Raw genomic sequence first — 13,225 nt, forward strand, 5'->3', positions numbered from 1 at the left:
AAACTTTTGTCAAAGTTAAGAATTGAAAACCGCGACTGAGACTGAGACTAAAAATTTACAATTCACAACTTACAATTCATAATTAAAAAATGAATCTATCCTTAGAATATAAAATCAGAGAACCAAAAGTAATTTTAGATAAAAATCCTTTATTGCTTTTATTGCACGGATACGGCAGCAACGAAGCCGATTTATTCTCTTTTGCTTCTGAACTTCCAGATAATTATTATATCATTTCTGCAAGAGCCCCTTACGATTTACAATATGGCGCTTATGCTTGGTATGCCATCAACTTTGATGCAGATCAAAATAAATTTTCAGATAACGAACAAGCCAAAACTTCAAGAGATTTAATTTCAAAGTTTATTGATGAATTAGTGGCAAATTATCCAATTGATGCGAACAACGTAACGTTAATTGGATTTAGTCAAGGTTCAATTTTAAGTTATGCAACGGCACTTTCTTATCCTGAAAAAATTCAGAGAGTTGTCGCAATGAGCGGTTATTTCAACGAAGAAATCATCAAAGAAGGTTTTGAAAACAATGATTTCAAAAACTTAAAATTCTTCGCTTCACACGGAACTGTAGATCAAGTTATTCCAATTGAATGGGCAAGAAAAACACCTGCCGCTTTAGAAAAACTTAATATTCCGCTTACGTACAAGGAATATCCTGTTGGACATGGAGTTGCTCCTCAGAATTTCTTTGATTTCAAGAATTGGTTAACTTTATAACTCATTAAAAAACAAAGAAAAAACTTACTTTTTTTGTCGTTTTGCAAATTATATATTGTATTTTCGTCTTAACAAACTAACGTAGTTTAATAAAGATAAAAATAATTAAATACCCAAAAGTTTCTTTAAAAGGAAACTTTTGGGTATTTTTGTAATAGTAAGAGAATGGAAAAAAATTTTGATATAATTTTTCTAGAAGAGGTTTTTGATTTTCTTAGAAATTTAAAAGCAAAACATTCAGAAAAAATACTTTATAACATTAGAAAATCGCAAACAAAAAATGACCCTGAACTTTTTAAAAAGTTAAATAATGACATTTGGGAGTTTCGAACTTTATATCAAGGAAATCATTATCGATTATTTGCTTTTTGGGACAAAACCAATACACAAAATACTTTAGTAATTTCTACACATGGCTTTATAAAAAAGCAAGGCAAAGTGCCCGAGAAAGAAATATTAAAAGCGCAAAAACTGAGATTAGAATATTTTAAAGATAAAGATTAAATTCAATTTTAAAAATATGAAAACATATACTTTGAATCAAGTAACAGATGAGATAGTTGGCAAAATCGGAACTCCTGCAAGAGATCAATTTGAGTATGACTTGCAAATGGATTTAATCGGAAATGCTATTAAACAAACTCGTAAAGAGCGTAATTTAACTCAAGAAGAATTAGGAAAACTTATTGGGGTACAAAAAGCGCAAATATCTAAACTTGAAAAAAACGCTGGAAATGTAACACTTGAAACTGTTATTAAAGTTTTTACAGCACTAAAAGCTACAGTCAAATTTCAAATAGAATTAAAAGACTTAACGATCAGTTTAGACAAATAAATTTTGCTATTTTATAACTACAATACTTTATAAATGAACACCAAAAAACTTGATAATCCTGCATTAATTTTAATTGATATTCAAAAAGGCTTTCATGATATTGCCTATTGGGGCGGCGACCGTAATAATGTTACAGCAGAAGAAAAAGCTGGCGAACTTCTGGAAATTTGGAGAAACAAAAAATTGCCTATTTTTCACATACAGCATTGTTCTTCAAATCCAAATTCGATTTTAAACGAAACAAACCCGGGAAATGAATTTCAAGATGTGGCAAAACCTCTTGAAGAAGAAATCATTATTAAAAAGAATGTCAACAGTGCTTTTATTGGAACTAATTTAAAAGAGCTTATTGATAATGCCGAAATAACTAATCTTGTTATTGTGGGTTTAACTACAGACCACTGTGTTTCTACCACGACAAGAATGGCTGGAAATTTCGGTTACAATGTTTACTTGGTTTCTAATGCAACGGCAACTTTCAATAAAAAAGGCTTAAACGGAGAAGAATTCTCTGCCGAATTAATACATCAGACTGCTTTAGCAAGTTTAAATGAAGAATTTGCTCAAGTCGTAGATTCTGAATTTATTAAAGAGATTATTTAGTATTCAGTCGCAGTCGCAGTTTCAATTTAACTATAAAAAAACTTTGTCAAAGTTTAAAACTTTGACAAAGTTCTAACTAAAACCGAGACTGCGACTGTAAACTTTTATTCTCCAGTATAAAGAATCTTACCTGCTTTTTTCAAAACATAACCTTTCCACGGAATCAACTGCCAGTCGCCGTTAATCCAAGAATCACCTTCTGATTTTCTTTCTAAAATAATGGATTCTTTTTGAGTATCTAGGAAAAGCTCTGCTTTATTTCCGTCAAAAATTACATAGGAAACGGTAGAATATGCTTTTCCATCTTCAGCATGATTTAGTCTTGTGCTGTTTTCAAAAACTCTAATGCATTCTTTTTTCAAAACCGACCAAGTATAGCCTGCCGAAGCTTTGCATCCATGAGAGTCGGAATCTCCTCCAACGACAGCTTCCTTTTCAGGTTCTTTTGGAGTTGTGCTTGCATTTTCTTGAGAAACTTTTTTTCCGCAAGAAATTGCACTTGCCATAATCAAAAACAAAAACATCTTTTTCATAATCCTATTTATTTAAAAGTCAAAAAAAAATAGGATTAAAAAATCCTATTTTTGATATAACCAAGTTTGATTTATTTCAAAGGTAATATTATCATCATTATCAACAAAGTATTTTAACAAGACTTCTCCCCATAATTCTCCATTACTGTAATCTGCAATGATCCATCTATGGTTTAAAATTTTTACTTTATTAATGATAAATTTGTTTGGCCCAATCTGATCTTGTCCCGTGTAAGGATTCCCTTTTGGATTAGAATTAAAGTCCAATAACTTTTCTGTCACAACCGGAATCAGTTTTTCGTATAAAATTACTTTTCCTCCAGAAGCGCTGTTATCGAAGTAGTTTTGCGCATTTTCGTTGTGTTCTAAAGAAAAATAATCTGCTTCTGCCAATTTATTTTTCATCAAACTAATGCTGTCTCTTAACTTCTTAGTGGTTTTATCATATCGCTCTTGTCCAAATTTTACTTCTCCGCTATAAAACGAATACGTAAAAACATTCATCAAGATGGCAAGAATAAAAAGATAAAGCATTAAAGATTTTTTCATTGTGTGGTATAATTAAATTGTAATTTCTAAATTGTCGTAAGCCAGAAAAACATTTTCAGGAAGCTGTTTCTGAACTTCTTCATGAAAACCTAAAACATGGCTGATATGAGTTAAATAAGCTCTTTCAGGCTTAACCAAATTAATAAAATCAAGTGCTTCTTGAAGATTAAAATGAGTATCGTGAGGTTCAACACGCAACGCATTTACAACGAGAACTTTTATTCCTTTCAGCTTCTCAACTTCAGCTTGTTCAATTGTTTTTACATCGGTCAAATAGGCAAAATCTTCTATTCGATAACCAAAAACCTGAAGATCGCCATGCATAGCGTTTATCGGAATTGCCATTTTATCTCCAACGGCAAAAGATGCATTATTTTGCACTTCGATCGTTTTTACGCTTGGAGCTCCTGGATATTTATTTACAGTCTCAAAAACATAATCGAAACGACGTCTTAGATTATCTAAAACGCGTTTATGTCCATAAATCGGAATTTCTCCTTGTCTGAAATTAAACGGACGAATATCATCTAAACCAGCAGTGTGATCAGAATGTTCGTGGGTAAAAAGAATTGCATCGAGCTTTCGGCACCCGCATGAAAGCATCTGCTGTCGGAAATCAGGACCGCAATCTATCACATACGAATGCTCCTCCCATGTTATCCAAATGGACACACGAAGCCTTTTATCCTTAGCATCAGTGCTTTTACAAACTGGATGATCGATTCCGATAATTGGAATGCCTTGAGAAGTACCTGTACCTAAAAAATAAACCTTCAATTGAACTTAATTTTTTTACAAAAATAGATTATTTCTCTTTCATTAGACTGCTAATTTACTAACTTTGTAACAAATCTATTTAAAACAAAATGGGTACAGAAATAAAACTCAAAGGTGACAAGGTCATCGAACAGATTCCTTCTATAAAAGACAAAGCGTTACGCATTAATTTAAACGAAAATATTTACGGAACATTTGCTGAAATTGGCGCTGGACAGGAAACTGTTAGACACTTTTTCAGATCGGGAGGTTCGTCGGGAACTATTGCAAAAGCCATGTCTGCCTATGATAAAGATTTCAGTGATGCTGTTTATGGAGCTGAAAGCGACGGAAGATATGTTACCGAAGAGCGATTAAAAAAAATGCTTACCCATGAAGGACAAATCATCGAAGAGCGTTTAAGCCGAGAAAAACACCCAACAAAACTTTTTTTCAGTTATGCCAATACCGTTGCGACAATAGATTTTGCTAAACAATTTAAAGGTCACGGATGGGTTGGAATTCGATACCAAATTGAACCAGACGAAGCTTATAACGAAATTATTCTTCACATTCGTTTTAAAGAAACTGATGCTAGATTACAGCAAGAAACACTTGGTATTTTAGGAGTTAACTTAATTTACGGTGCTTTTTACAAATACAACGATCCAAAACGATTACTTCGTTACTTATACGATCACTTAGATAAAGATCAATTAGAGATCGATACCATTAACTTTTCTGGACCGCGTTTTGCCGATGTAGACAATCGTCTGATGAGTTTGCAATTGGTTAAAAACGGAATGACAGATGCTGTAATGTTTAACCCAGAGGGGAAAAACATTCTGCCGGCTGCTATCTTATACAAAAAGAATCTTTTGGCTTTAAGAGGAAGTTTCCGTCCTGTTACGAAAGTAAACATGGATATGTATGAGAAATCATTAAAAATGTTCCTTGAAGAAAATAAGGTTGAAAAAAACAATACGCTTGTTATTTTTGAAATCACACTTTCGAATTTACGTTCTGATGGTGAAATTGACGAACGTGACTTTATGGACAGAGCCGAATTACTTTGCTCTCTTGGCCAAACGGTTATGATTTCAAATTTCCAAGAATACTATAAAGTGGTAGAATACTTCGCCAATTATACTAAAGCCCGTATGGGATTAGCAATGGGTGTAAACAACCTTGTCGATATTTTTGACGAGAAATACTATCGCCACTTAAGCGGAGGAATATTAGAAGCTTTTGGAAAATTATTCTACCGTGATATGAAAGTTTTCTTATATCCAATGTTAGATGAAGATGGAACTTTAATGAATTCAAATAACTTAAAAGTTCATCCGAGAATGAAAGAATTGTACAAATTCTTTAAATTCAACGGAAAAGTGGTTGATATTGAAGATTACGATCCAAATATCTTAGATGTATTCTCTAGAGAAGTTTTAAAAATGATCAACCAAGGCAAAAAAGGATGGGAACCGATGCTTCCTTCCGGTATTGCAGAATTAATCAAGGAACACCATCTTTTTGGATACCATCCACAGAAAGAATTAGAACAAAATACGTAATATAAAAGTCCCTTATCGGGACTTTTTTTTTTAGTTTTCAGTCTCAGTTTTCAGTCACAGTTTTCAGTCTCAGTGAGCACTGAAAACTGAGACTGCGACTTAAAACTATTTCAAAATCTGAGAAGCATGTTCTTTTGTTTTTACATTCTCAACTACTTCTTCGATAGTTCCTTTTTCGTCGATTACAAAAGTAGTTCTGTGAATCCCGTCGTATTCTTTTCCCATAAATTTCTTCGGTCCCCAAACTCCAAAAGCATTGATAACCGATTTGTCTTCATCTGCGATTAACGGGAAAGGCAATTCGTATTTTTCTTTGAATTTTACTTGCGCTTTTGCACTGTCAGCGCTTACTCCTAAAAGTTCGTAATTATTGGCTTGAAAACGGTGAAAATTATCTCTTAAATCGCAAGCCTCGGCTGTGCATCCTGGCGTACTTGCTTTTGGATAAAAGAAAACAACTAATTTTTTACCTGCATAATCTGTCAGTTTATGTGTTTTTCCGTCTTGATCTGTTCCCGAAAAGTTTGGCGCTTTATCTCCTGCTTTTAGTGTTGTCATATATTTTTATTTTAGATTGTTAATTTTAGATATTAGATTAAAAAACAAAGATAACTGATAACTATTTACCGAGCTAATAACTCATAACTCATAATGCATAACTTATTTGCCCCAGATTGAAGTGAAAACCCCGGAATTATGATAGCTTACATTTTTTGTATTTAAAAAGCGACCGAAGGAAGCTCTTTTAAATACTTAAAAATGTTGCTAGCATAATGAGGAGTTGAAACGGAAAGCTGGATTAGGCACATCATTAAAATTATACTATTTTTACAGCATTAAAAATACGGAAATGAATAAAGAAGCTCGCGTACAATTTGTTATCGACACCTTAAAAGAACTCTACCCTACTATACCTGTTCCGCTTGACCATAAAGATCCTTACACGCTTTTAATTGCAGTTTTATTATCTGCTCAATGCACAGATGTTCGCGTGAATCAGATTACGCCACTTTTGTTCGCTAAAGCTGATAATCCGTACGATATGGTCAAAATGTCTATTGAGGAAATCAAAGAAATTATACGCCCGTGCGGTTTGTCTCCAATGAAATCAAAAGGAATTCATGGTTTATCTGAAATTTTGATTGAAAAACATAATGGAGAGGTTCCGCAAAGTTTTGAAGCCCTAGAAGCTTTACCTGCAGTTGGTCATAAAACGGCAAGTGTTGTCATGTCACAAGCCTTTGGTGTTCCAGCTTTTCCTGTAGATACACATATTCATAGATTGATGTACCGATGGAATTTATCTAATGGGAAAAATGTTGCGCAGACTGAAAAAGATGCGAAGAGATTATTCCCGAGAGAATTATGGAATGACTTACATTTGCAGATTATTTGGTACGGCCGAGAATATTCTCCTGCGCGCGGATGGAATTTAGAGAAAGATATCATCACGAGAACTGTCGGAAAAAAATCTCTAATTGAAGAATTGCAAAAAACAGCATCAAAAAAATAAGGCACAAAGATAAAAATCTCTGCGCCTTTGTTACTTTGCAACTTTATGCCTTTTAACAGGAAACTACATTCCCGCTTTCAAAGCATTATATTCTGCTGTCATATCAAGCGATCTGTAGACACCCAACAGCGTTTTTGTTGCATCTTGATTTTTTGGTTCAAGCGTAAGCACTTTTTTCAGATACGGAATTGCACTTCTTGTGATGTCGTCTTTTCTGGCATTCAGCTTATCATACTTCTGCATCTCAGCTGGCGAAGTTCCCAGTGATGAAATTTCATCCGCTAAATCTTTCTTAATTTGCAATTTCAAATAAGCCAAATTGATATAAGCATCTATATAATTCGGATCTAATTCTAAAACATAATTATAAATGGATTCCGCTTTCGAATAATCCTTTTTCTCAAGATATGCATAAGCCAAATTGTTGTTCACTTCTATTTTTTTAGAAGGCAAAGATTCTGTTCTTGGCTTTTCATAAAGACCTTGCTGTATAGCCGATTCTCGAGCTTTTGGCGAAATGAAAACATCTTCTTCCTTTGTTTTCTTATTTGTAGCGTAATACAAAACACCTTTTCCTGAATAATTAATCTTTTTTAGAAGTTCATAATAAGTCACAGCGGCATTGTAATCTTTTGCATTAATAGAAGAAGAGGCCGCATTGTACAAGTTTAAAGTATCTTTCTTGTCGAATAAATATACCTTATAACTTTTCTCGGCACTTTCTTTATATTTTCCAGCATTAAAATCTGCCATAGCTCCATTTACAAGACTGGCTTTCATGTCTTTTAAAGCCATATTAGCTTTAACAGTCCATTTAAATTTTCCTGATTCGTTCTCGTACAAAAATACATCTTGATATGATTGCGATGCCAATGTAAAATTATTTGCTGCATCTATATTTTTTACAGCCAAATCTTTTAAAACGTTCCCTTTTAAGAAGTAGTAATCAGATTTGTCTTCATCAGATGCGTTAAGAATAAGATATTCTGTCTTAGTTAAAATCGCTAAAGCTTCCTGGCTATTTCCTTTATCAAATAAAGACTGTGCTTCCTTAATTTTGTCTTTTTGGGCAAATGCGCCAATACTTATCATCAATAAGCATGACAACACTTTAATGTTCTCTTTCATTTTGCGGTTAAGTTTTGGTGATTAAATGATTTTCTTAGTTTGTTTTGAGGTACAGTAATAAGAGATAATTAAACTGGATTGAAAATTACCTTTATTACCATTTTATGAGAAACATTTGCTGGTCCAAATTGTCACTCAATAATCAAATGGGCATCAAACTTAACAAAATAAAGCAGGGTAGTTTTTCTTCATAAACAATCTGTTTTGGGGTTAAATATTTAATTCTTAATGTATTGTTTTTCTAATTTTTAACTTAAACTGAATTTTCAATGCGAATAATCCTTTACAAAAGCATTTATACCGAATAAAAAATTAGTTTTTTAACTAAAATAGAATTAAAAATCAAACAAACACATAAAATCCAATCAAAATATTAAATTTTAACAAATTAGAGAGAAAAATGCTGTAAAACCTTATACTTTTTTACACAAAAAAATTTAAAACAAAAAAACTCACTACTTGTATATAGAATATACAAACAGTGAGCTCTTAAACCAAAACGACCATTTGGTTTGTTTTTTATAAACATCCGACAGGAGCAGTGGGCTGTTTAGTTAGCTATAATCTCAAAATTTTTATCGTCGATCTTAACAACAGTCAAGGCTTTCGAGTAATTCAATAAAAAAGAAACGACTTCTTTTTTAGGTTTAAGATTTTTAGAAGCTAGTGCTTTTTTTGAGTAAATTTTCCCCATACTATCAAAATGTTTTATACTAGTATAACGGGCTAATTATCAAAATAGTATTAGTTGGTTAAAATAATTTGATGTTTATCTATTATTTTTCTCAAATTCATCAGTGCATAACGCATTCTTCCAAGCGCCGTATTGATGCTTACGCCAGTTACTTCTGAGATTTCCTTAAAACTCATATCTTGGTACATACGCATTACAAGCACCTCTTTTTGATCTTCTGGAAGTTCTTGGATTAGTTTTTTTAAATCAAGTTCTACTTGATCTACAATCATTTTGCCTTCAATTGTAAGCGCATCATCTGACATAATAGAGAAGATAGAAAATTCTTCTGTTTCTCTGTACATTGGCATCTTCTTAGTTTTTCTAAAATGATCCACGATTAGGTTATGAGAAATACGCATTACCCAAGGCAAAAATTTACCTTCTTCGTTATACGAATTGCTTTTTAAAGTTTTAATTACTTTAATAAATGTGTCTTGAAAAATATCATTTGAAATATCTCTATCAGCGATCTTAGAATATATAAAACCATATATCTTAGATTCGTGCCTTTTTATTAATGTTGCCAGCGCAGCTTCGCTACCGTCAACATAACTTTTTACTAATAGAGCGTCTGGAGTATGCAGATCAGCCATAATAACTACTTTTTTAGTTTTATTTTAAAATTTGGAGTATTTTCTAAAAAGTAGTTTTTTTATATAGGCGTATCTTTTTTTGGTTATGTTAATATTGTGACCAAATTTAACAAATTTTACTTTTAAAAAGCAAATAAAATCATTAATTATTATTAGTAAAACTTTTATTAATGTATAATAAACATAAAATTTACGTAAAAAGAGCTAAAAATCCGTAAAATAAAAGCGCTCAAAAAGTGTTAAAAAACAAACGTAAATACCTTACAATTAACAAAATAAAGTTTAATCACTGCACTAAATTTAAATTTAAATTACAATTTTTCCTGAAATAAATCGACAAATTCTCGATAATTTTCTAAAAAAGACTTTAAACTACATCTTTTGTATTTGAAAAACAGATTTTTTTTTTCAAAAGATTTTATTAGAAAGCTTTTTATTATGATAAAATAGTTAAGATTTGGAACTAAATCCTTAACTAAATCCAATTCAAAATTGATTACTTTTGTAAAAATTGACTTTTTTATGCAAATTGACCTTTCTAAAATAGATCCAAAATCAAATATTATAATTAAAGGAGCGCAGGTACATAATTTAAAAAATGTAGATGTTGTTATTCCAAGAAATAAACTGGTTGTCATTACAGGTCTTTCAGGATCAGGGAAATCGAGTTTAGCTTTCGACACTTTATATGCCGAAGGACAAAGACGATACGTAGAAAGTTTATCTTCTTATGCTCGTCAGTTTTTAGGTCGTTTAGACAAACCTAAAGTAGAATATATTAAAGGTATTGCGCCTGCAATTGCTATTGAGCAAAAAGTAAATACTACCAATGCCCGTTCGACTGTTGGAACTTCTACAGAAATATACGACTACATCAAACTTTTGTTTGCTAGAATCGGACGCACATACTCTCCTATCTCTGGACAGGAAGTCAAAAAAAATACAGTAACGGATGTTATTTCTGATGTCAAAAGCCTTCCTCTAGACAGCAGATGGCTTCTCCTTGCTCCTATTCATTTAGAAGAAGGAAGACAGCTTGAAGATAAACTAAAAGTACTTTTACAGCAAGGTTTTGCACGTATTTTGGTTGACAATGAAATGATTCGTTTAGATGAATTTTCAGCCTCAGATTTACATCAATTTGACAATAAAGATATTTTATTGATTATTGATCGTATTGTTGTAAAGGAAGAAGAAGAATTTTACAATCGTCTGGCCGATGCAGTTCAGACTGCTTTTTTTGAGGGAAAAGGAATTTGTTTTCTTCAGGAATTAAACGGTGAGAAGAGATTTTCTTATTCAAATAATTTTGAACTTGACGGAATAACTTTTCTTGAGCCAAACGTTCATTTATTCAGTTTCAACAATCCATATGGAGCCTGTCCTGTTTGTGAAGGTTACGGAAACATCATAGGAATTGATGCCGATCTGGTTGTTCCAAACACTTCTTTATCAGTTTACGAAAGTGCTATTTATCCGTGGCGTGGTGAAAGCATGAGCTGGTATAAAGATGAATTGGTAAAACATGCTTATAAATTTGATTTCCCAATTCATAAACCCTATTTTCAATTAACTGAAGAACAAAAGGATTTAATTTGGACGGGAAATCAATATTTTCAAGGTCTGAATGATTTCTTCAGGGAATTGGAAGAAAAAAATTATAAGATTCAAAATCGTGTAATGCTATCACGCTATCGTGGTAAAACGAAATGTCATGCGTGTAAAGGCAAACGCTTGCGCGAAGAAGCCTCTTATGTAAAAATCAACGGTAAAACGGTTTCTGATCTGGTTGATTTACCAATTAAACATTTGGTAACTTTCTTCAAAAACATAGAATTAAATCAATACGAACAGCAGATTGCAAAACGATTAATGATTGAAATTAATAATCGTTTGTCTTTTTTATCTGAAGTTGGTTTAGATTACCTTACTCTAAATAGAAATTCTGCAACTCTTTCTGGAGGGGAATCACAGCGAATTAATCTGGCAACTTCTCTTGGAAGCAGCTTGGTTGGATCGATGTATATTCTCGACGAACCAAGTATTGGTCTGCATCCTAAAGATTCTGAAAGATTAATCAAAGTATTGCTTTCTCTTCGTGATCTTGGCAACACTGTAATTGTGGTTGAACATGACGAAGACATTATGAAAGCGGCCGATATGATTATTGATATTGGCCCCGAAGCTGGAACCTTTGGAGGAAAATTGGTTGCTCAAGGAACTTATGACGAAATTTTAAAGTCAGATTCTTTGACTGCAAAATATTTAAATGGCGATTTAGAGATTTCTGTTCCGAAAAGAAGAAGAAAATACAAAAATCATATAGATATCATCGGTGCACGCGAAAACAACTTAAAAAATATTGATGTCACTTTTCCTTTAGATGTTTTAACTGTTGTTACAGGTGTTTCCGGAAGTGGAAAAAGTACTTTGATCAAGAAAATTTTGTTTCCTGCAGTACAGAAAAAACTAGAAAGCGCAGCCGAAAAAGCAGGACAATTTTCTGAGATTTCAGGATCATTTTCTCAGATTAAGCATATTGAATACGTAGATCAAAATCCGATTGGAAGAAGCTCTAGATCAAACCCTGTAACGTATATCAAAGCGTATGATGATATTCGTGATTTGTATGCCAAAGAAAAATTGTCAAAGATAAGAGGTTATCAGGCCAAACATTTTTCTTTTAATGTTGACGGCGGACGATGCGAAACTTGTAAAGGAGAAGGCTCTATAAATGTCGAAATGGTTTTCATGGCTGACGTTTCTCTGCCTTGTGAGACTTGCGGAGGAAAACGATTTAAGAAAGAAATTTTAGAAGTAACTTTTGACAATCAGAATATCAATGATATTCTTACCATGACGATTGATGATGCGATTGCTTTTTTCGAAAAAAATAAGCAGTCCAAAATCACTCAAAAACTACAGCCTTTACAAGATGTTGGTTTAGGATATGTTCAATTAGGGCAATCTTCTTCAACTCTTTCTGGTGGAGAAGCACAGCGTATTAAATTGGCTTCTTTTCTAGTAAAAGGCGCCACAAAAGAAAAAGCATTATTTGTTTTTGACGAACCTACTACGGGTCTTCACTTTCATGACATTAAAAAGCTTTTGGCTTCGTTTGATGCTTTAATAGAAAAAGGACATTCGATAATTGTAATTGAACATAATCTGGATCTTATTAAATGTGCGGACTGGATACTTGATTTAGGACCAGAAGGAGGAGAAAACGGAGGGCACTTGCTTGCATCTGGAACTCCAGAAGATATTGTAAAAGTAAAAGAATCTGTAACAGGAGTTTATTTAAAAGACAAATTGTAACATATACCGTTTTCAATAACAAAAGCCATAAATACAATTGATTAGTTTGTATTTATGGCTTTATAATTTATTTCTCTTTTTAATGTTCTTAAGCTACTAAACATCTTTCTTCAAAAGGAAGACCATCTTCGTCAATAGCTACTAAAATCTTTTTCTGTTTTGAAGCCTCAAAAGTGAGATAAAGCCACGCAAATGACCACAAACCTAGAGTTAAACAGAAAATCATAAAATTTAAACTGTGGTTAACCACTTTTCCTCCTTTAGATAAAACTGCAAAAAGCAATTCATCGTTTCTTTCTTCTAAAGTAAATCCATTATGAACCTTGTTTGATATCATATTAGAAAATACTTGCATG

The 13,225-nt window shown here is 32.6% G+C and carries 14 protein-coding genes; 7 read left to right on the plus strand and 7 right to left on the minus strand.

What is annotated here, in order from left to right:
* Positions 1–89: 89 nt before the first annotated feature.
* From BLP44_RS05910 to BLP44_RS05925, 4 genes are all read left to right on the plus strand, one after another.
* Positions 90–734, plus strand: coding sequence for an alpha/beta hydrolase (locus BLP44_RS05910; protein WP_091130504.1), 645 nt, complete (start codon positions 90–92; stop codon positions 732–734).
* A 165-nt stretch (positions 735–899) separates the two neighbouring features.
* The gene (locus tag BLP44_RS05915; protein ID WP_091130508.1) at positions 900–1,238 is read left to right on the plus strand and encodes a type II toxin-antitoxin system RelE/ParE family toxin; all 339 of its coding nucleotides are present in this window, start codon (positions 900–902) and stop codon (positions 1,236–1,238) included.
* A gap of 16 nt (positions 1,239–1,254) precedes the next feature.
* Positions 1,255–1,569: a helix-turn-helix transcriptional regulator gene (locus BLP44_RS05920; RefSeq protein WP_091130516.1), complete on the plus strand. Its 315-nt coding sequence runs from the start codon at positions 1,255–1,257 to the stop codon at positions 1,567–1,569.
* A 33-nt stretch (positions 1,570–1,602) separates the two neighbouring features.
* Entirely contained in the window at positions 1,603–2,172 is a 570-nt protein-coding gene (locus BLP44_RS05925) for a cysteine hydrolase family protein (RefSeq protein WP_091130519.1), read from the plus strand.
* A 104-nt stretch (positions 2,173–2,276) separates the two neighbouring features.
* On the opposite strand, the gene BLP44_RS05930 is transcribed toward BLP44_RS05925, so the two are convergent.
* The 3 genes from BLP44_RS05930 to BLP44_RS05940 are packed head-to-tail and all read right to left on the minus strand — an operon-like array spanning position 2,277 to position 4,031.
* Positions 2,277–2,705, minus strand: a complete 429-nt coding sequence (locus BLP44_RS05930; protein WP_244511688.1) for a hypothetical protein — start codon at positions 2,703–2,705, stop codon at positions 2,277–2,279.
* A 45-nt stretch (positions 2,706–2,750) separates the two neighbouring features.
* Complete coding sequence (locus BLP44_RS05935) at positions 2,751–3,254, minus strand: hypothetical protein (protein WP_091130531.1); 504 nt, start codon at positions 3,252–3,254, stop codon at positions 2,751–2,753.
* 12 nt (positions 3,255–3,266) lie between these two features.
* Complete coding sequence (locus BLP44_RS05940; protein WP_091130547.1) at positions 3,267–4,031, minus strand: MBL fold metallo-hydrolase; 765 nt, start codon at positions 4,029–4,031, stop codon at positions 3,267–3,269.
* Positions 4,032–4,120: 89 nt separating this feature from the next.
* Between BLP44_RS05940 and BLP44_RS05945 the strand changes: the two genes are divergently transcribed.
* Complete coding sequence (locus BLP44_RS05945) at positions 4,121–5,581, plus strand: TonB-dependent receptor (protein WP_008462537.1); 1,461 nt, start codon at positions 4,121–4,123, stop codon at positions 5,579–5,581.
* A gap of 105 nt (positions 5,582–5,686) precedes the next feature.
* On the opposite strand, the gene bcp is transcribed toward BLP44_RS05945, so the two are convergent.
* Positions 5,687–6,139 (minus strand): thioredoxin-dependent thiol peroxidase, encoded by a 453-nt coding sequence (bcp, locus tag BLP44_RS05950; RefSeq protein ID WP_091130548.1) that lies wholly within the window; start codon positions 6,137–6,139, stop codon positions 5,687–5,689.
* A gap of 292 nt (positions 6,140–6,431) precedes the next feature.
* Here bcp and BLP44_RS05955 point away from each other — a divergent pair, with 292 nt between their 5' ends.
* Positions 6,432–7,094: an endonuclease III domain-containing protein gene (locus BLP44_RS05955; RefSeq protein ID WP_008462535.1), complete on the plus strand. Its 663-nt coding sequence runs from the start codon at positions 6,432–6,434 to the stop codon at positions 7,092–7,094.
* A 63-nt stretch (positions 7,095–7,157) separates the two neighbouring features.
* Here the strand turns inward: BLP44_RS05955 and BLP44_RS05960 are convergent, their stop codons facing one another.
* Positions 7,158–8,222 (minus strand): tetratricopeptide repeat protein, encoded by a 1,065-nt coding sequence (locus BLP44_RS05960; RefSeq protein WP_091130549.1) that lies wholly within the window; start codon positions 8,220–8,222, stop codon positions 7,158–7,160.
* Positions 8,223–8,966: 744 nt separating this feature from the next.
* A complete protein-coding gene (locus tag BLP44_RS05965) occupies positions 8,967–9,551 on the minus strand; it encodes an RNA polymerase sigma factor (protein WP_008462532.1) in 585 nt (194 codons plus the stop codon).
* A 522-nt stretch (positions 9,552–10,073) separates the two neighbouring features.
* Here BLP44_RS05965 and uvrA point away from each other — a divergent pair.
* Positions 10,074–12,869 (plus strand): excinuclease ABC subunit UvrA, encoded by a 2,796-nt coding sequence (gene uvrA, locus BLP44_RS05970; RefSeq protein WP_091130550.1) that lies wholly within the window; start codon positions 10,074–10,076, stop codon positions 12,867–12,869.
* A gap of 88 nt (positions 12,870–12,957) precedes the next feature.
* Here the strand turns inward: uvrA and BLP44_RS05975 are convergent, their stop codons facing one another.
* A complete protein-coding gene (locus tag BLP44_RS05975; protein WP_236940403.1) occupies positions 12,958–13,206 on the minus strand; it encodes a hypothetical protein in 249 nt (82 codons plus the stop codon).
* Between the last annotated feature and the right edge of the window lie 19 nt (positions 13,207–13,225).

The organism is Flavobacterium anhuiense (assembly GCF_900101855.1).
GTDB lineage: Bacteria > Bacteroidota > Bacteroidia > Flavobacteriales > Flavobacteriaceae > Flavobacterium > Flavobacterium anhuiense.